This is a genomic window from Streptomyces sp. NBC_01351 (genome assembly GCF_036237315.1).
In the GTDB taxonomy this organism is placed as follows: domain Bacteria; phylum Actinomycetota; class Actinomycetes; order Streptomycetales; family Streptomycetaceae; genus Streptomyces.
Genome location: NZ_CP108356.1, coordinates 5,724,235 through 5,741,851 on the forward strand (window position 1 = coordinate 5,724,235; position 17,617 = coordinate 5,741,851).

Here is a 17,617-nt window from a genome sequence, read left to right on the forward strand (position 1 = left end):
AGCGTCCGGGTTAAGGGTCCGTGAGGCCTCCCTCAACGCCGCCTTAAGGATCATCCACACCGCCGCCCCGGCCCTTAGCGTGCTTCGTATGCAAGATGCTGTGGTGCGGCTGAGGGGCGGGGTGGCGGCCGGGGCGGGGGTGGTGACCCTGCTCTGGGCGGTGCAGGTGCGGCCCTCGGCGCGGCCCGACGCGCTGTTCGCCACCGCCGCGCACCTGACCGGGCTGCTCGCCGGCTACGGGGTGCTCGTGCTGCTGTTCCTGATGGCCAGGGTGCCCGCCGTCGAGCACGGGGTCGGCGCCGACCGGCTCGCCCGATGGCACGCCCTCGGCGGCCGCCACGTCCTGCTCCTCTGCTTCGGGCACGGGCTGTTCGCCCTGCTCGGATACGCCGTGCACGAGGAGGTCGATGTGGTCTCCGCCGTCCGGGAGCTGCTCGGCTTCCCCGCGCTCGCCGCCGCCGCGGCCGGGACCGTCCTCCTGGTCGCGGTCGGCGTGACCTCCGCCCGGGCGGTACGCCGCCGGGTGTCGCACGAAACCTGGCGCGGGGTCCACCTGCTGGTGTACCTCGCGGCCGCCCTCGGCTTCGTGCACCAGCTCGCCGGGCCCGATCTCGCTCCGGTCGCCTGGTTCTGGGCGCTCGCCCACACCGTGGTCGCCGTCCTGCTGGTCTGGTACCGCGTGGTGGTCCCCGGGCGCCAGGCCCTGCGGCACGCGCTGCGGGTCGCGGAGGTACGGGCGGAGGGGCCCGGGGTGGTCTCCGTCGTCATCCGCGGGGAGCACCTGGCGGAGCTGCGCGCGGAGCCGGGGCAGTTCCTGCGCTGGCGGTTCCTGGAGCGGCGGCTGTGGCACACGGCCCTGCCGTTCTCGCTGTCCGCGCCGGTGCACGGGGACACCCTGCGGATCACCGTCAAGGGGCTCGGCGGCCACTCGCGGCGGATCCGCCGGCTGCGCCCGGGCACGCGGGTCCTGGCCACGGGGCCGTTCGGCGCGCTCACCGCCGCCCGGCGGACCCGGCCCAAGGTGCTGCTGATCGCGGGCGGGGTCGGCATCACCCCGATGCGGGCCCTGTTCGAGACCCTGCCCGGCGGCCCCGGGGACATCACCCTCCTCTACCGGGCCGGGGCCGAGGAGCACCTCGTACTGCGCTCCGAGCTGGAGGCCATCGCCGCCGAACGGCAGGCGGGGCTGCACTACCTCCTCGGGCCGTCGGGCGCCGCCTACGATCCGCTCGCTCCGCAGGCGCTGTCCGCGCTGGTGCCGGACCTGGCCGAGCAGGACGTGTACCTGTGCGGGCCGCCGGGGATGGCCGACGCGACGAGGGCCGCGCTGCTGCGGGCCGGGGTGCCCGAGGGGCGCATCCATGCCGAGTGCTTCAGCTTCTGATCGGCTTCCGATCAGTTCCCCGATCAGCTCCCCGAGAGGTTCCGCGTTCATGCGCCACCCGCTCCACGTCCCCTTGTCCGTGCCCGTCGCCGCGGTCCCGAAGGCCCGGCACCGCAGGCCGAGCAGGCCGTCCGTCCTGGCTTCCGTACGGCCCGCGCAGCGCCTGGCGGTCGGGCTGGGGCTGGCCAGTGTGCTGGCCGCGAGCGTGCTGACGGCGGCCGTGGACCCGGCGGCGCCGGTGGCCCCGGACCGGGTCGCGGACCGGCAAAGCTCAACCTTTGCGCAAGTTTTCGGGGATTGACGACACCCGCGCCTGACAGGTGCATAGGGTCGGGTTGTGCCTGACATATCAACAACGATGATCATCGTGCTGTGCGTGGCCGCCGCGGCGGCCGGCTGGATCGACGCCGTGGTGGGCGGCGGCGGCCTGCTGCTCGTGCCCGCCCTGCTCCTCGGCCTGCCGAACGCCCACCCCGCCACCGTCCTCGGCACGAACAAGGCCGTCGCCATCGTCGGCACCGGGGGCGCGGCCGTCGCGTACCTGCGCAAGGTCCCGATGGACGTGAAGCTCGCCGTCCGCATCGGGGTGGCCGCGCTCCTCGGCTCGATGGGCGGCGCCGCGATCGCCGGAGGCATCAGCAAGGACACGCTCCGCCCGATGATCATGGTGGTGCTGGTGTTCGTCGCCGGGGTCGTGCTCTTCCGGCCCGCCTTCGGCGCGGCCCCCGCCGCCTCGCCCGTCAGTCGCCGACGGGTACTGCTGGCCATCGGCCTGGTCGGCCTCGGCCTCGGCTTCTACGACGGCCTCTTCGGACCCGGCACCGGCACCTTCCTGGTGCTCTCGCTGACCGCGGTGCTCCACCTCGACCTGGTCGCCGCCTCCGCGACCGCCAAGATCGTCAACACCTGCACCAACGCGGGGGCGCTCGCGATGTTCGCCTACCAGGGCATGGTGCTGTGGCAGCTGGCCGCGCTGCTGGCGGCGTTCAACCTCGCCGGCAGCATGGTCGGCGCGAGCATGGCGCTCAAGAAGGGCAGCGGATTCGTCCGCGGGGTGCTGCTGACGGTGGTGGGCGCGCTCGTGGTGAAGCTCGGCTTCGAGCAGTGGGGCTGACCGGGCCCGCTCAGTACGTCCCGGTGAGGTGCGCGAAGACGACCACGTTCCCCCGGTACCCGGTGCCCGGCGAGAAGCCGCCGCCGCAGGTGATCACCCGTAGCTCGGCGCGCGGCGAAGGCCCGTACACCCGGCTGTCGGGGAAGGCCACGGCGTCGTAGACCTCGACCGCGTGGACGGTGAACACCGCCGTACGGCCGTCGGCGCGCGCGATCTCGATCGATGCCCCGCGGCGCAGCGCGCCCAGGTGATAGAAGACCCCGGGGCCGGCGGAATCGTCCACGTGCCCCGCGACGAGCGCGGTACCGGTGGCGCCCGGGGTGGTGCCCTCGCGGTACCAGCCGGCCAGGTCGCGCCGTGAGGGCGGCGGTACTTCGAGGCTGCCGCCCGGCTCCAGGCCGAGTCCGGTCAGCGGGACGTCGACCCGGATGGACGGGATCCGGATTCGCCGGGGAGGGGAGCCGGGGAGCGGTGCGAGGCCCGGGCCGGCGTCACCGGCGGCGGTCAGGGCCTCGGCGGGGGAGGGCAGCGGCGGTCCGACGGGCTCGCGGGAACCGCTCGACACGAGCCAGATGCCCACGCAGGCGGCGATCGCGACGAGGCCGCCGTGACCCCGCAATCCCCTCTGGCCCCCACCCATGCGCATTCCCCCTCGGCGTCCGTGTCGGCTGACTGGCCGTCGCCCGCCCCGCGAACGGGGGGGACCTCGCGGGGAGGGCGACGGGGGACGGTACCGGTCGGACCGCGGCCGGAGCCGCGGTGGGCGTCCGTCAGCTCCGCGTGCCGCTCGCCCGGCGACGCAGGAGCCAGGTACCGCCGACGGCGGTCGCGGCCAGCACGGCCGCTCCCGCCGCGATCTTGGCGGGGTCGGTGGTTGTGGTCGTGCCACCGCCCACCCCGGTGTGGACGTGGCCCTGGGGGCCGCGTTCGGTGACGACCAGGTCGCCGGTGGCGAACTTGCCGTTCGCGCAGGTCACCCCGATGTCGTAGGTCCCCGGGCGGGTGCCGCGGGCGACCTGGAACTGCCCCACGACCACCTCCTTGTGGGTGGTGGGCACCAGCTTGAACCGGCCGCCGCCGACCGTGGACGCATCACCCTCGGCGTGGCTGCCGGGGCCGCAGGCCTTCGTGTTCACGGTGACCGTGGCGCCGGGGGCGGCGGACTTGGGCCACACCTCCAGCGGGGCGAAGTCCCCGGGCGCGAAGGCCACCATGCCGAGCTCCGCGGCCGCGACCGCACCGGCGACCGGGCCGGTGAACGCGGCGGCGGTCAGCGCGGTCGCGGTCAGCGCGTGTGCGGTACGTCGGCGCATGGGGTTCTCCTGGAGACACGGGGTCGTGTCTCCGAGGTAACCCGGCCCTCCCCGAGAGCGCCTGCTGATGTCTCGTCAGATATCGCCCCGCTCGGCCCGCCGCCCCGTGTTTGCGCACGTCAGCGGTACCGAGGGGCCATTCGTGGAACCCCACCCCGTCCGGGTGAGCTCGCGTCCCACGGGCGCGGACGATTCACGCCGGAGGCAGCGACACCGTGGCCACGGCACCCGAGGGCTCCGCGTTCGCGAGGGTCACCCGGGCTCCGATCACCTGCGCCTGGCCGAGCGCGATCGTCAGGCCCAGCCCCGTGCCCTGGCCGCGTTCGGTCGTACCCGTCAGGAACCGCTGCGGGCCCTCGCGCAGCACCCGCTCCGGGAAACCGGGACCCCGGTCCCGGACCGTCACGGTCGTACCCGACACCGTCACCGTGACCGGGTCCCCGCCGTGCCGCCGGGCATTGGCCAGCAGGTTCGTCAGGATCCGCTCCAACCGCCGCACGTCGGTGCGCACGTACGCCTCCTCCGCCGCGCCGGCCACCTTCGCGGGCACCCCCGAGCGCCGCGCGATCGACTCCACCAGCGGACCCAGCCGGTGCGCCTCCAGCTGGGCCTCCTCCCTGTTCGCGTCGAGCCGGGCCACCTCCAGCAGGTCCTCGGTCAGGCTCCGCAGTGCCGCGACCCGGTCCCGGACCAGCTCCGTCGGCCGCCCCGCGGGCAGCAGTTCGGCGGCGGTGTGCAGGCCCGTCAGAGGGGTCCGCAGCTCGTGCGCCACGTCCGCCGTGAACCGCTGCTCGGCCTCCAGCCGTTGCTGGAGGCTGGCCGCCATCGTGTCGACCGCCGAGGACAGTTCGGCGACCTCGTCGCGGCTCCCCGGCAGCCCCGGCGGCCCGATACGTGCGTCCAGTTCGCCCGCGCTGATCCGGCGGGCCGTCTCCGCCGCCGTCCGCAGCTCCCGGCTCAGGCGGCTGGCGAGCAGCGCCCCGCCGGTCGCCGCGAGCGCCACGACCAGGGCCCCGTACGCCACGAGCGCCCGGTCCAGGTCGGCCAGTTCGGCGCGGTCGGCCGCCAGCGACTGCCGTACGGAGAGCACGTGTTCCCCGCCGATCGGCCGGGCCGCCCACACCGCCGGGTCCGGGCCCGACATGTCGAGGTAGGTGCTGCGCTGCCCGGCGAGCGCCGAGGCCCGCAGCGCGGGCGGGAGCCGCGGGGAGTCGATCCGGCCGTCGCTGTCGCCGCCCATGTCGAAGTCGAGCCGGCCGGTGAGCTCGTACAGCTTCCGTACGCTGATCAGCTGGGCGGTGGCGCTCGCGCGCGCCGCGTCGCCGATCTGGCGGGCCCGCGCCTCGTGGATGAGGAGCCCGATGGCGACCGCGACGAGGGAGCAGCCGACGGCGAGCAGCACGGAGATCTTCCAGCGCAGGCCGAGGGCCCGCACCAGGTGCCGGCAGCGGATCAGGGCGGCTCTCACCGGGTGTTCCGCCCGTTCTGCGCGGAGGCGCTGGGCGCCGGGGATTCGACGGCGCACTCGGATTGGGGCTTGCGGAAGGTCCGCTCGTCGTTGACCACCGTCATCCGGTCGCCGTCCCAGTGGTAGCGGACGGCCTGCTCGGAGCCGTCGTCGGCGGCTATGCGGACGAGCAGGTCGGAGCCGATCGACTCGGCCGTCAGCTGCCGGCCGATCGTGAGGAGGACGGAGACGATCTTTCCGCCGGCCACCGAGTAGACGCTGAGCGCCGAGCGCCCGGTCGGCGTGTCGGCAGCGACGATCAGATCCGGCTTCCCGTCGCCCGTCAGGTCCTTGTAGACGGGCGGACGGATGCCGACCCGGCCCGGCGCCTGGATGGCCTCGGCCTTGCCGACGTACGGCTTCATCCGGGGGTCCGCCTCGGCGACCTTCTTGGGGTCCACCCCGGCCATACCGTTCGCAGCCAGCGCGGGGGCGTTCTTGAGCGGCATCGGCGGGGGCTCCCGCCGCCCCACCGCAGCGCCGGGGGCCTCGGTCCAGGCCGGCCAGAGCGGTTCGGGGCGCGGCTGCATGGACACGGGAGGCGCGGGCGATGCCGCCCCGAGCCCGCCGGGTGCGGCGCAGCCGCCGGCGGCCGCGCACAGGCACAGCAGGGCGGCGGAGAAACGGCGGGACGAAGGTGTCATGGAAGAGGGAACCGTGAGGCGGGAGGGATCGGGGGACCGACGCTAGACGGCGGGGGTCACGGCCACCGGGAGGTTGTGTAACAGCGGTGCGTACGGTGGAGTGACGGCGGAAAGTCGGGACTTTCGGCCCGCCTCGCGGACGCCGCGCCCTACCCGAAGGAGAGCCCCGTGACATCGGCCGTCCGGCCATACGATCCCACCGCCCCGCTCCCGTTCTTCGTCTACGGGACGCTGCGACCGGGCGAGGTCAACCACGACCTGTTCCTGCGCGGCCGCACGGCCGCGGAGGAGCCCGCGAGCCTCCCGGACGCGGCGCTCTACGACGGCCCCGGCTATCCGTACGCGGTGACGCGGCGCGGCTCGGCCGTCATCGGGGAGCTGATCACCGCCACACCGGGCGCGTACGGGGAGCTGCTGGCCGCGCTGGACCTGCTGGAGGAGTACCGGGGCCCGGGTCGCCCGGGGAACGTGTACGACCGGATCGCCTGCGACGTCTTGCGCCCCGACGGCACCCCCGTCCGCGCCTGGGTCTACCTGGCGGCCCCGCCGTTGGCGCGCCGGCTGACGGAGTCGGGCACCGAGATACCGGGCGGGGACTGGCTGCGGCGCTAGGGCGGGGCGCTAGAGCCCCTCGGCGCCCCGGTTGCGCAGGCGTCGGCCGTACTGCTGGAGCACCCACAGCTCCTCCTGTACGGCGGCCAGTTGCTCCGGCGGGGCTTGTGAGCCCAGCCGGGACAGGGTGCCCTGGATCTCGTGCACCCGGCGGTCCACGGCGCGCAGCCGGACCTGGACCAGCTGGACGCCCGCGTACATCTCGTCCACCGTCTTCGCGTGGATGGCCTCGACCGCCAGCTCGGTGACCAGCGCGCGCACGGTGTCGTTCGGCGCGGCCTCGCGGACCCGGGCCAGGTAGTCCTCGGTGCCCAGCGAGGCGCCCCCCGCGTCCTGGATGGCCTGGCGCACGGCCGCGTACGGCGGGGCGGTGAACTCGTCCATCCCATAGGCGTCGAAGGCCGGGGAGACCAGCGCCGGCCGCTGCAGCGCCAGCTTCAGCAGCTCGCGCTCGGTGCGGTGGGCCGGGCTGCGCAGGTTCAGCGCGGGCCCCCCGGCCGGCTGGGCGGCGGGCGCGGAGGTGGACTCGTACGACTGCTGCCGGCCGCCGCCGCGGCCCTGCTGCTGGGGCTGGTTCCCGCGCTCCCGCGCCCAGCGCGCCAGCTGCGCGACCCGCTTGACCACGAACTGCTCGTCGCGGATGCCCAGCATGCCCGCCAGCTGGACCGCCGACTCGTGCTGGATCGCGATGTTCTTGATGTTGGCGACGACCGGAGCCGCCTCGTCCAGGGCGGCCGCGCGCCCCGCCGGGTTCTCCAGGTTGTGCCGGGCGACGAGGTGCCGCAGGGCGAATTCGAAGAGAGGGGTACGCGACTCCACCAGGGAGGCCACCGCCGCGTCCCCCTGTGCGAGGCGCAGGTCGCAGGGGTCCATGCCGCCAGGGGTGATCGCGATCGAGGTCTCCGCGGCGAACTTCTGGTCGTCCTCGAAGGCCCGCAGCGCGGCCTTCTGGCCCGCCGCGTCGCCGTCGAAGGTGAAGATCACCTCGGCGGTTGCGTTGTCCATCAGCAGCCGGCGCAGGATCTTGATGTGGTCCCCGCCGAAGGCCGTGCCGCAGGTCGCGATCGCGGTCGTGACCCCGGCCATGTGGCAGGCCATCACGTCCGTGTAACCCTCGACCACCACGGCCCGGGAGCCTTTTGCGATCTCCTTCTTCGCCAGGTCGATGCCGTACAGAACCTGGGACTTCTTGTAGATCGCCGTCTCGGGGGTGTTCAGGTACTTGGGGCCGTTGTCGTCGTCGCGCAGCTTGCGCGCGCCGAAGCCGACCACCTCGCCGCTGATGTCGCGGATCGGCCACATCAGCCGGCCGCGGAAGCGGTCGATGGGCTTGCCGCTGCGGCTGTCCTGGGCGAGCCCGGAGGTGATCAGCTCCTTGTCGCTGAAGCCCTTGCCGCGCAGGAAGCGGGTCAGGTGGTCCCAGCCGGCCGGGCTGTAGCCCACGCTGAAGTGCGCGGCCGCGGCCTGGTCGAAGCCGCGCTCCGCCAGGAACCTGCGGCCGATCTCCGCCTCGGCGCTGCCCAGCTGCTCCTCGTAGAACTGGGCGGCCGCCTTGTGGGCCTCGACGAGCCGGATGCGCTCGCCGCGGCCGCTGGTGCCGGCGGTGTAGCCACCCTCCTCGTACCGCAGGGTGATGCCCGCCTGGCCGGCGAGCCGCTCGACCGCCTCCGAGAAGGAGAGGTGGTCGATCTTCATGATGAAGTCGAGGGTGTCCCCGCCGGCCTGGCAGCCGAAGCAGTGGTAGAGCCCCTTGCTGGGGCTGACCTGGAAGGACGGGGACTTCTCGTCGTGGAAGGGGCAGAGGCCCTTGAGGTTGCCGCCGCCCGCGTTGCGCAGCTGGAGGTAGTCGGAGACCACGGCGTCGATCGGGACCGCGTCCCGTACCGCCTTCACGTCGTCGTCATTGATCCGTCCTGCCACCCGTGAAGTCTACGGCCGGGCACCGACAAACCCGTCAGGCCCCCCAGGGGCCCGTCATGCCGGGATCAGAGACTCAAGCGGAACGGACGGATCCGCCAGTGCGTCGCGGTCAACCGGGGCCTTTGACCTGATCAGAGCCTGGATGTGCTCGGTCACGTCCCACACGTTCACGTTCATTCCGGCCAGCACCCGTCCCTCCGAGAGCCAGAACGCGATGAACTCGCGCTTGCCCACGTCCCCGCGGATCAGCACCTGGTCGTAGCCGCCCGGCGGTGCGTAGCCCGAGTACTCCAGACCCACGTCGTACTGGTCGGAGAAGAAGTACGGCACCCGGTCGTACGCGACCTCCTGGCCCAGCATCGCCCGCGCCGCCGCAGGCCCGCCGTTGAGGGCGTTCGCCCAGTGCTCCACCCGCAGCCGGGTCCCGAGCACCGGATGGTGGGCGGCCGCCACGTCCCCGACCGCGTAGACGTCCGGGTCCGAGGTGCACAGCGAGGCGTCCACGGCGATCCCGCCGCCGTGCTCCCGGTCGACCAGGGCCAGCCCCGAGGTCTCGGCGAGCGCGGTCCGTGGCGCCGCCCCGATCGCGGCGAGCACCGCGTGCGCCGGGTGCTCCTCCCCGTCGTCCGTACGGGCGGCCAGCACCATGCCGTCGTGGCCGACGATCTCGGTGAGCCGGGCCCCGAAGTGGAAGCGCACCCCGTGCTCGGCGTGCAGGTCCCCGAAGAGCCGGCCGATCTCCGGACCGAGCACCGAGTGCAGCGGGGTCGCCTCCGGCTCGACCACGGTCACCTCGGCGCCGTACCCGCGGGCCGCCGCGGCGACCTCCAGGCCGATCCATCCGGCGCCCGCGATCAGCAGGTGCCCGTTGTCCCGGCCGAGGGTGGCCAGTACGCCCTTCAGCCGCTCCGCGTGGGCGAGCCGGCGCAGGTGGTGCACCCCGGCCAGGCCCGTGCCCGGGATGTCGAGGCGGCGCGGCTCGGCCCCGGTGGCCAGCAGCAGCTTGTCGTAGTGCAGCGCCGTGCCGTCGCCGAGGACCACCCTCTTGGCCTCGCGGTCCAGGTGGACCGCGGGCTGCCCGAGGTGCAGCTCGATGTCGGAGGCCGCGTACCAGGACGGCTCGTGGACGAAGACGCTCTCGCGCTCCTCCTTGCCCGTGAGGTAGCCCTTGGACAGCGGGGGACGTTCGTAGGGGTGGTCGCGCTCGTCGCCGATCAGGATCACCCGCCCCGTGAACCCCTCGGACCTCAGCGTTTCGGCCGCTTTCGCCCCGGCCAGCCCCGCCCCGACGATGACGAACGTCCGGTGTGCGTCGACCACGTGATGCCTCCTCATAACCTCACCGCCACATGCGACCACATGCGAGCGTCCCGCAATGAGCCTGCCGCGTGAAGGGGGAGTGGCCCGATCAGCTCACCCTTCGGCGCGTCGCGTGCGCTGCGTGAGGCGCGCGTGCAGCGAACGTGCGGATGCGTCGGTGAGACACGCGATCTGGTCGATGACCGCCCGCTTCCTGGCCTTCTCGTCCGGCGCCGCGTCGAAGATCGCCCGGAACTGGGGGTCCAGCCCCTCGGGCGCGCGGGCTTGGAGCGCCTCCGCGAGTTCGGCCAGGACGATGCGCTGGTCGGCGCGGATCCGCTCCTGCTCGTCGCGCTGCATGACGTAGAGGTCCGCGACCGCCTTCAGTACCGCGCACTCGTTGCGCGCGGCGCGGGGGACCACCAGCTCCGCGCCGTACCGGGTCAGCCGACCGCTGCCGTAGGCCTCCCGCGTGGCCCCCTCGGCGGCCAGGCAGAAACGGCCGATGAGCTGGCTCGTGGCGTCCTTCAGGCGGGACTGGGCCACGGCCGAGCCGTCGTACCCGTGGGGCCACCACTCCTGCTCCATCAGCCGGTCGAGGGCCTCACGGAGCTCGTCGGGCGAGGTGTCGGCGGGCACGTAGCGGCCGATGGCCACCCGCCAGATCGCGGCGCGCTCGGGCTCGGCGTGGAGCAGGTTGGGGTCGAGGTGGCCGGCGTGCAGACCGTCCTCGAAGTCGTGGACGGAGTACGCGACGTCGTCCGCCCAGTCCATGACCTGCGCCTCGAAGCACTTGCGGTCCGCGGGCGCGCCGCGGCGCAGCCACTCGAAGACCGGCAGGTCGTCCTCGTACGCGCCGAACTTCACCGAACCGGGGTCGGTGGGGTGGTCCCCGCGGGCCCACGGGTACTTGGTGGCGGCGTCCAGGCAGGCCCGGGTGAGGTTGAGGCCGACGCTGACGAGCTCGCCGCCGCGCTCGGGATCGGGCACGAACCGCTTGGGCTCCAGGCGGGTCAGCAGCCGCAGCGACTGGGCGTTGCCCTCGAAACCCCCGCAGTCCTTGGCGAATTCGTTGAGCGCCTCCTCGCCGTTGTGGCCGAAGGGCGGGTGGCCCATGTCGTGGGAGAGGCAGGCGGCCTCGACGAGGTCGGGGTCGCAGCCGAGCGCGGCGCCGAGCTCCCGGCCGACCTGGGCGCACTCCAGGGAGTGGGTCAGCCGGGTGCGGGGGCTCGCGTCCCAGTCGTACGAGCGGGTGCCGGGAGTGACCACCTGGGTCTTTCCGGCGAGCCGGCGCAGCGCGGCGGAGTGCAGGACGCGCGCCCGGTCGCGCTGGAAGGCGGTCCGGCCGGGCCGCTTGTCGGGCTCGACGGCCCAGCGTTCGGTGGCGGAGGCGTCGTAGAGGTCGTCCTGGGCGTCTGCGGGGGCGTGCGCGGTGCCTTCCATCAGTCCTTCTTTCGAGGGGACCACCAGCTTCGGCGGGGTGGGGGGAATCGTGGTGGCCGATAGGTTGACGGCACCGGATTTGACCATGGTGGACGTTGAGGGGGTGGGTCGGATGATGCGTGCCTACAAGTTCTTGATGCGGCCCACCGTGGGCCAGAACATCGCTCTGGGCGAGATGCTGAGGGATCACTGCTCCCTCTACAACGGAGCCTTGCAGGAACGCCGCGATGCCTACCGGCACGTTTCGAAGACGACGGTCAGGTACGGGGATCAGTCGGCGCAGCTCAAGGAGATCCGGGCATTCGATCCGGAGGGACAGGGGCGCTGGTCGTTCTCCTCGCAGCAGGCCACGCTGCGCCGTCTCGACAAGGCGTTCGCCGCGTTCTTCGAGGGGGTCAAGGACCGGCGGACAGCCGGCTACCCCAGATTCAAGGGCGTGGGGCACTTCGACACGGTGGTGTTCCCCAGGGACGGGGACGGCTGCCGCTGGGACTCCACCCCGCTTGGCCCACAGACCCGGGTGCGTCTGCAAGGCGTCGGACACATCAGGGTCCACCAGCACCGGCCGGTACGCGGCCAGGTCAAGACGGTCGCCGTCAGGCGTGAGGGCAAGCGTTGGTACCTGATTCTCACCTGCGGCGATGTTCCGGCCGAGCCGCTTCCGCAGACGGGTAGCCAGGTTGGTATCGACATGGGTGTAACGCATTTCCTGACCAAGTCCGACGGTGTGCACGTTGCCAACCCACGGCTTCTCGAAGCCTCGGCTGAGTCCCTGGCCGAAGCGCAACGCCACCTGGCGACGTTCCCCAAGCGGACGGGGCGCCGTACCAAGGCACACCGGGCAGCGGCGCGGAAGGTCGCCACGCTGCATGCGAAGATCCGGCGGAAGCGTCTGGACCACCATCACAAAGTCGCCCTCGATCTCGTACGTGAGTACGACGTGATCGGACATGAGCGGCTCAACACGGTGGGCATGACCAAAGCGCCGGCGCCCAGGCCCGACCCCGAACGGCCTGGCAACTTCCTGCCGAACAAAGCAGCTGCGAAAGCGGGCTTGAGTCGAAGCGTTTTTGACGCGGGTTGGGGCATTTTTCTGGGAATCCTGGCGGACAAGGCTGAGAGCGCCGGTCGCCGAGTAATCCCGGTCAATGCCCGCGACACCTCCCGTACGTGCCCCGAATGCGGGCACGCTGCCAAGGAGAATCGCACCACCCAGGCAAAGTTCGAGTGCACCGCATGCGGGTTCCTCGCGAACGCCGACCACGTCGGAGCTTTGAACGTCCTCAGCAGGGCCGGGCTGGCCCTCTGTGCCGGGGCCTAGCCGCCGACGCAGGAAGCCCGCGCTCTCAGGCGGGGGTGGAGTCACGAAGAGACGGTAACCGGAACCTCTGACAAACCGGGATCAGGCGGAGACGAGTTCCGGCCGAACGAGGCTGACGGGAAGGGCGCGGGCCTCGTCGTAGCGGTGGAGCAGCAGCCGGGCGAGGGCCGGGTGGTCGCCGAGCGGGGCGGCGGCCAGGGCGGGCGCGGCCGACGCGCACTGGGTGGCGAAGCGGCCGGGTGCGGCGAAGTACGAGGCCACGGCGATGCGGTGGTGGCCGCGGGCGGCCAGTGCCCGGACCGCGTCCGGCACGGTGGGCGCGGCGGCCGAGGCGTAGGCGGGGACCACGGGGGCGCCGCCGAGGCGTTCGGACAGCAGGGCGGCGGTGCGGCGGGTGTCGGCGGCCGAGTCGGGGTCGCGGGACCCGGCCGCGGCGAGGACCACGGCCGCGCCGGGGTTCGGGGTCCAGCCGGACTCCACGAGGCGTTCGTACAGGGCCTCGACGAGGAGCGGGTGCGGGCCGAGGGGTGCGGCGACCCGGGTGCGCAGGTGCGCGGCCCGGGCGGCGGCCGCGGGGAGGTCCCGCTTCACGTGGTGGCCGCGGCCGAGCAGCAGCGGTACGAGCACCGCCGCGCCGGACACCTCGCGCAGGGTGTCGTCGAGCAGCGGCAGGTTCAGCTCGATGTGCCCGAGGCGGACGTCGAGGCGGGGCCGGAGCTCGCGGACGCGGTCGAGGAGGGCGAGGGCGGTGTGCAGGGCGCGCGGGTCCCGGCTGCCGTGGGCCACGGCGACGAGGGTGGGCTGCTGCTGCATGGGCGGTCTCCGTGGGGGCGGGCGCGGGGCGGCCGCAGCCCGCTGAGCTGCGTGCCGAGCTGGGTGGTTATCCGGGTCAGCAGCTCGGCCGTGCTGCCGAAGGGGAGGGGCGGGTTCAGGGTGGGAAGGGGGATGGCGGGAGGGTGCACCGGCTCCGTCATGAACCGATCCTGCGCGCCGCAGGTTGCCGCTGCGTTGCGCCGGGGTGACGGGTGTTTTCCGGCTGCTCACCCGGTCATTCGTACGAGTGAAAGGTGGCCTCGGCGGAACTGGGCGCGGGGAGCTGATCGTCAATGTGTGCGAACGAAGTGTGAGGCGTGGGTGCACAGGGGGAGCGGTCATGGGGGTCAAGAGCTGGGCGAAGTCGGTGGCGGGTCGGCGGCCGAGGCTGCCGCGGGGGGTCCGGGCGCGGCGGTGGGGCGTGCAGGCGGTGATGGCGGGCTGCGTGCTGGCGCTGCTGCCGTCGGCGTGGACGCATGCGGCGGCCGCCGACCGGCTGGGGACGACGGCGCAGGCGCCGGCCGGTGAGGTGGCCGTGGTGTTCGGGGCGGGGCTGTGGAACGGCAGGCCGACGCCCTATCTGGCCAACCGGCTCGACGCCGCGGCCGAGTTGTACCGGGCCGGGAAGGTCAAGGTCGTCCTCGTCACCGGGGACAACAGTCGCACCGAGTACGACGAGCCGAACGCGATGCGCACCTACCTCACCGGGCAGGGGGTGCCGGGAGACCGGATCGTCAGCGATTTCGCGGGCTTCGACACCTGGGACTCGTGCGTGCGGGCCAAGGAGATCTTCGGGGTCGACCGGGCCGTGCTGATCAGCCAGGGCTTCCACATACGCAGGGCCGTGGCCCTGTGCCAGGCCGCCGGCGTGGAGTCGTACGGGGTCGGGGTGGACGACGAGCACGACGCCACCTGGTACTACGGCGGGACCCGCGAGGTGTTCGCGGCGGGCAAGGCGGCGCTGGACGCGGTCTTCAAGCCCGAGCCGCGGTTCCTGGGGCCGAAGGAAGAGGGGGTGTCGCGGGTCCTGGCCGCTCTGGCAGACTGACGACGGCGTCGGCTATGCCGATTAGTCATATACCGATCTGTCTGTACGAGCAGGGGTGTGGAACCGTGGCTGTTGTGGATCTGAGCGGCAAGGTCGTCGTCATCACCGGTGGAGCCCGCGGTCTGGGTGCGGCGGCGGCGCAGGCCGTCGTGGACGGCGGCGGCAAGGTGCTGATCACGGACGTGCTGGAGGCGGAGGGCGCCGAGACGGCGGCCAAGCTCGGCGACGCGGCGCGCTTCATCCGGCACGACGTGACGAGCGAGGCCGACTGGGCGGCGGCGCTGGAGCACGCGGTCGCCGAGTTCGGCCGGATCGACGGTCTGGTGAACAATGCCGGGATCTCCACGGGCCAGTTCCTGGAGCACGAGAGCGTCGAGCACTTCCGCCAGGTCCTCGAGATCAACCTGGTCGGCGTGTTCATCGGCATCAAGACCGCGATCCCGCTGCTGCGCGCCAACGGCGGCGGCTCCATCGTCAACATATCCTCCGCCGCCGGCCTGACCGGGCTCGCGCTCACCGCCGGCTACGGGGCCTCCAAGTGGGGCGTGCGCGGCCTGTCGAAGATCGGCGCGGTCGAGCTCGCCGAGGCGAAGATCCGCGTCAACTCCGTTCACCCCGGCATGACGCTGACCCCGATGACCGCGCCGATCGGCATCCAGACCGGCGAGGGCAACTACCCGGGCGCCCCGCTGGGCCGGGTCGGAGTCCCCGAAGAGATCGCCGCGGCGATCGCCTTCCTGCTCTCGGACGCGGCCGGATACATGACGGGCGCCGAGCTCGCGGTCGACGGCGGCTGGACGGCCGGCCTGACCGTGAAGTACCTGACCGGCCAGTAGGACGTACGCCGTGTGCCGTGCCCGGCGCCCGTCGGCGGCAGGCGTCCGGAAATCCCTCCTGGCGGAGCGGGGCATGCTGATCCTCGACGTCATCGACGGCCGGATCGTCTACGTCGAGATCCTCGGCCGGCCCCCGATGCGCCGGGCCTCACCGCAGGTGACCGGCGGCGCTGAGGGGGAGCACCCGGACTTGTAACGCGGGGCGGCGGTCGGCGTAACACCGCCGACGCACGCTGGGCCGTATGCACACCTCGGACTCCGTCACCGCCACGCACTGTCCGTACTGCGCGCTGCAGTGCGGCATGAACCTCCGCCCCGAGCCGGGCGGCGAAGGCGTGACGGTGGAGGAGCGGACGGAGTTCCCCGTCAACCGGGGGGCGCTGTGCGGCAAGGGTCGTACCGCCCCCGCCGTGCTCTCCTCCCGGGTGCGCCTGACCGAGCCGCTCGTCCGCACCCACGCAGGACGGCTCGAACCGGCCACCTGGGGGGAGGCCCTCGACCGGGTCGCCGAGGGCCTCGCCCGCACGGGCCGGGCGTACGGTCCCGACGCCGTCGGGGTGTTCGGCGGCGGCGGGCTCACCAACGAGAAGGCCTACGCACTCGGCAAGTTCGCCCGGGTGGCCCTGCGCACCTCGCAGATCGACTACAACGGCCGCTTCTGCATGTCCTCGGCCGCCGCCGCGCACCAGCGGGCCTTCGGGCTCGACCGGGGGCTGCCCTTCCCGCTGGAGGACGTCCCCCGCACCGGCTGCGTGATCCTCGTCGGCTCCAACCTGGCCGAGACCATGCCGCCCGCCCTGCGCTACCTCACCGAGCTGAAGGCCAACGGCGGCACCCTGATCGTCATCGACCCCCGCCGTACGCGCACCGCCGAGCAGGCCGACCTGCACCTGGCCCCCCGCCCCGGCACCGACCTCGCACTCGCCCTGGGCCTGCTGCACCTCGTGGTCGCGGAGGGCCGTACGGACGAGGAGTTCATCGCCGCGCGCACCACCGGCTGGGAGGAGGCCCGGGCCGCCGCGATGGCCCACTGGCCCGAGCTGGTGGAACGCATCACCGGCGTCCCGGTCCCGAAGCTCCGCGAGGCGGTCGGCCTCTTCTGCGCCCCCGAATCCGCCATGGTGCTCACCGCCCGCGGCCCGGAACAGCAGTCCAAGGGCACCGACACCGTCGGCGCCTGGATCAACCTGTGCCTGGCCACCGGCCGGGCCGGCCGTCCGCTCTCCGGCTACGGCTGCCTCACCGGCCAGGGCAACGGCCAGGGCGGCCGCGAGCACGGCCAGAAGGCCGACCAGCTCCCCGGCTACCGCAAGCTGACCGACCCGGCCGCCCGCGCCCACGTCGCCGGGGTATGGGGCATCGACCCCGCCGACCTCCCCGGCCCGGGCCGCAGCGCCTACGAACTCCTCGACGCCCTCGGCACGGACGTGAAGGCCCTCCTCCTCATGGGCTCCAACCCGGTGGTCTCCGCCCCCCGCGCCGCCCACATCGAGGACCGCATCCGCTCCCTCGACTTCCTCGCGGTCGCCGACGTCGTCCTCTCCGAGACGGCGGCCCTCGCCGACGTGGTCTTCCCGGTCACCCAGTGGGCCGAGGAGACCGGCACCACCACCAACCTGGAGGGCCGCGTCCTGCTCCGGCGTCGTGCCCTGAGCCCGCCGCCGGGAGTCCGCACCGACCTGTACGTCCTGCACGAACTCGCCGCCCGCCTGGGCGTGGAGAAGGGCTTCCCGACCGCCCCCGAGGAGGTCTTCGACGAGCTGCGCCGCGCCTCGGCCGGCGGCCCCGCGGACTACTCGGGCATCAGCTACGCCCGCATCGAAGCCGAACAGGGCGTCTTCTGGCCCTGCCCGGACGGCGCTCCGGGCACGCCCCGCCTCTTCCTGGACCGCTTCGCCACCGACGACGGCCGGGCCCGCTTCGTCCCCGTCTCCCACCGCGAGGCCGCCGAGGTCCCCGACGCCGAGTACCCCGTGCTCCTCACCACCGGCCGGGTGGTCGCCCAGTACCAGTCCGGGGCCCAGACCCGCCGGGTGGACGAGCTCAACGCGGCCGCCCCCGGCCCGTTCGTGGAACTCCACCCCCGCCTCGCCGCCCGCATCGGCGCCGTCGAGGGCGCCCCCCTCGCCGTCACCTCCCGCCGCGGCCGCGCGGTGGCCCCGGCCCGCATCACGGACGCCATCCGCGCGGACACGGTCTTCATGCCGTTCCACTGGCCGGGCGAGGGCCGCGCCAACACCCTGACCAACCCGGCCCTGGACCCCACGTCCCGGATGCCGGAGTTCAAAGTCTGCGCGGTCCGCGTCGAGCCGGCGGATGCCGCCCCGGGCCGGGATTGATCAAGGGAAGGGGGATCGGCCCCG

The 17,617-nt window shown here is 73.3% G+C and carries 17 protein-coding genes; 9 read left to right on the forward strand and 8 right to left on the reverse strand.

The features are described 5' to 3' along the window. The first annotated feature begins 88 nt into the window (after window positions 1-88). Genes OG625_RS26315 through OG625_RS26325 form a run of 3 tightly spaced genes read left to right on the forward strand, consistent with a single transcriptional unit; the run spans window position 89 to window position 2,498 of the window. Entirely contained in the window at window positions 89-1,384 is a 1,296-nt protein-coding gene (locus tag OG625_RS26315; RefSeq protein ID WP_329385881.1) for a ferredoxin reductase family protein, read from the forward strand. Between the two features lie 49 nt (window positions 1,385-1,433). Further along, entirely contained in the window at window positions 1,434-1,685 is a 252-nt protein-coding gene (locus tag OG625_RS26320; RefSeq protein WP_329385884.1) for a hypothetical protein, read from the forward strand. A 36-nt stretch (window positions 1,686-1,721) separates the two neighbouring features. Then, entirely contained in the window at window positions 1,722-2,498 is a 777-nt protein-coding gene (locus OG625_RS26325; RefSeq protein WP_329385887.1) for a sulfite exporter TauE/SafE family protein, read from the forward strand. A gap of 10 nt (window positions 2,499-2,508) precedes the next feature. Here the strand turns inward: OG625_RS26325 and OG625_RS26330 are convergent, their stop codons facing one another. From OG625_RS26330 to OG625_RS26345, 4 genes are all read right to left on the reverse strand, one after another. After that, entirely contained in the window at window positions 2,509-3,138 is a 630-nt protein-coding gene (locus tag OG625_RS26330; RefSeq protein ID WP_329385889.1) for a class F sortase, read from the reverse strand. A 130-nt stretch (window positions 3,139-3,268) separates the two neighbouring features. After that, the gene (locus tag OG625_RS26335; protein ID WP_329385893.1) at window positions 3,269-3,811 is read right to left on the reverse strand and encodes a hypothetical protein; all 543 of its coding nucleotides are present in this window, start codon (window positions 3,809-3,811) and stop codon (window positions 3,269-3,271) included. A gap of 193 nt (window positions 3,812-4,004) precedes the next feature. Beyond that, window positions 4,005-5,279 (reverse strand): HAMP domain-containing sensor histidine kinase, encoded by a 1,275-nt coding sequence (locus OG625_RS26340; RefSeq protein WP_329385895.1) that lies wholly within the window; start codon window positions 5,277-5,279, stop codon window positions 4,005-4,007. After that, the gene (locus OG625_RS26345) at window positions 5,276-5,962 is read right to left on the reverse strand and encodes a hypothetical protein (RefSeq protein ID WP_329385898.1); all 687 of its coding nucleotides are present in this window, start codon (window positions 5,960-5,962) and stop codon (window positions 5,276-5,278) included. Before OG625_RS26345 ends, OG625_RS26340 begins: the two co-directional genes overlap by 4 nt. 168 nt (window positions 5,963-6,130) lie before the next feature. Between OG625_RS26345 and OG625_RS26350 the strand changes: the two genes are divergently transcribed. Further along, window positions 6,131-6,574 carry a gamma-glutamylcyclotransferase family protein gene (locus tag OG625_RS26350; protein ID WP_329385901.1) on the forward strand — a complete coding sequence of 148 codons (444 nt, stop codon included), beginning with the start codon at window positions 6,131-6,133 and terminating at the stop codon, window positions 6,572-6,574. A gap of 9 nt (window positions 6,575-6,583) precedes the next feature. On the opposite strand, the gene dnaG is transcribed toward OG625_RS26350, so the two are convergent. The 3 genes from dnaG to OG625_RS26365 form a co-directional block, all read right to left on the reverse strand. Continuing rightward, window positions 6,584-8,494 carry a DNA primase gene (gene dnaG, locus OG625_RS26355; protein WP_329385905.1) on the reverse strand — a complete coding sequence of 637 codons (1,911 nt, stop codon included), beginning with the start codon at window positions 8,492-8,494 and terminating at the stop codon, window positions 6,584-6,586. 54 nt (window positions 8,495-8,548) lie between these two features. Then, entirely contained in the window at window positions 8,549-9,814 is a 1,266-nt protein-coding gene (locus OG625_RS26360) for an NAD(P)/FAD-dependent oxidoreductase (protein ID WP_329385907.1), read from the reverse strand. 93 nt (window positions 9,815-9,907) lie between these two features. Next, window positions 9,908-11,236 carry a deoxyguanosinetriphosphate triphosphohydrolase gene (locus OG625_RS26365; protein WP_329385909.1) on the reverse strand — a complete coding sequence of 443 codons (1,329 nt, stop codon included), beginning with the start codon at window positions 11,234-11,236 and terminating at the stop codon, window positions 9,908-9,910. A 112-nt stretch (window positions 11,237-11,348) separates the two neighbouring features. Between OG625_RS26365 and OG625_RS26370 the strand changes: the two genes are divergently transcribed. Continuing rightward, a complete protein-coding gene (locus OG625_RS26370) occupies window positions 11,349-12,557 on the forward strand; it encodes an RNA-guided endonuclease InsQ/TnpB family protein (protein WP_329390960.1) in 1,209 nt (402 codons plus the stop codon). A gap of 81 nt (window positions 12,558-12,638) precedes the next feature. On the opposite strand, the gene OG625_RS26375 is transcribed toward OG625_RS26370, so the two are convergent. Continuing rightward, window positions 12,639-13,370 (reverse strand): sirohydrochlorin chelatase, encoded by a 732-nt coding sequence (locus OG625_RS26375; RefSeq protein ID WP_329385911.1) that lies wholly within the window; start codon window positions 13,368-13,370, stop codon window positions 12,639-12,641. Between the two features lie 340 nt (window positions 13,371-13,710). On the opposite strand from OG625_RS26375, the gene OG625_RS26380 reads away from it, so the two are divergent. From OG625_RS26380 to OG625_RS26395, 4 genes are all read left to right on the forward strand, one after another. Beyond that, complete coding sequence (locus OG625_RS26380) at window positions 13,711-14,418, forward strand: SanA/YdcF family protein (protein ID WP_329385913.1); 708 nt, start codon at window positions 13,711-13,713, stop codon at window positions 14,416-14,418. 14 nt (window positions 14,419-14,432) lie between these two features. Continuing rightward, on the forward strand, window positions 14,433-15,254 hold the full coding sequence (locus OG625_RS26385; RefSeq protein ID WP_329385915.1) for a glucose 1-dehydrogenase: 822 nt from the start codon (window positions 14,433-14,435) through the stop codon (window positions 15,252-15,254). Between the two features lie 73 nt (window positions 15,255-15,327). After that, window positions 15,328-15,450, forward strand: a complete 123-nt coding sequence (locus OG625_RS26390) for a hypothetical protein (RefSeq protein ID WP_329385917.1) — start codon at window positions 15,328-15,330, stop codon at window positions 15,448-15,450. Between the two features lie 46 nt (window positions 15,451-15,496). Further along, window positions 15,497-17,593 (forward strand): molybdopterin oxidoreductase family protein, encoded by a 2,097-nt coding sequence (locus OG625_RS26395; protein WP_329385919.1) that lies wholly within the window; start codon window positions 15,497-15,499, stop codon window positions 17,591-17,593. Window positions 17,594-17,617: the final 24 nt, after the last annotated feature.

Bases quoted from the DNA above. Each gene is read 5' to 3' on its own strand.
- OG625_RS26330 (WP_329385889.1), bottom strand. From the start codon at position 3,138: ATGGGTGGGGGCCAGAGGGGATTGCGGGGTCACGGCGGCCTCGTCGCG.
- OG625_RS26380 (WP_329385913.1), top strand. From the start codon at position 13,711: ATGGGGGTCAAGAGCTGGGCGAAGTCGGTGGCGGGTCGGCGGCCGAGG.
- OG625_RS26315 (WP_329385881.1), top strand. From the start codon at position 89: ATGCAAGATGCTGTGGTGCGGCTGAGGGGCGGGGTGGCGGCCGGGGCG.
- OG625_RS26390 (WP_329385917.1), top strand. From the start codon at position 15,328: ATGCTGATCCTCGACGTCATCGACGGCCGGATCGTCTACGTCGAGATC.
- OG625_RS26345 (WP_329385898.1), bottom strand. From the start codon at position 5,962: ATGACACCTTCGTCCCGCCGTTTCTCCGCCGCCCTGCTGTGCCTGTGC.
- OG625_RS26385 (WP_329385915.1), top strand. From the start codon at position 14,433: ATGCCGATTAGTCATATACCGATCTGTCTGTACGAGCAGGGGTGTGGA.
- OG625_RS26370 (WP_329390960.1), top strand. From the start codon at position 11,349: ATGATGCGTGCCTACAAGTTCTTGATGCGGCCCACCGTGGGCCAGAAC.
- OG625_RS26320 (WP_329385884.1), top strand. From the start codon at position 1,434: ATGCGCCACCCGCTCCACGTCCCCTTGTCCGTGCCCGTCGCCGCGGTC.
- OG625_RS26365 (WP_329385909.1), bottom strand. From the start codon at position 11,236: ATGGAAGGCACCGCGCACGCCCCCGCAGACGCCCAGGACGACCTCTAC.
- OG625_RS26395 (WP_329385919.1), top strand. From the start codon at position 15,497: ATGCACACCTCGGACTCCGTCACCGCCACGCACTGTCCGTACTGCGCG.
- OG625_RS26375 (WP_329385911.1), bottom strand. From the start codon at position 13,370: ATGCAGCAGCAGCCCACCCTCGTCGCCGTGGCCCACGGCAGCCGGGAC.
- OG625_RS26335 (WP_329385893.1), bottom strand. From the start codon at position 3,811: ATGCGCCGACGTACCGCACACGCGCTGACCGCGACCGCGCTGACCGCC.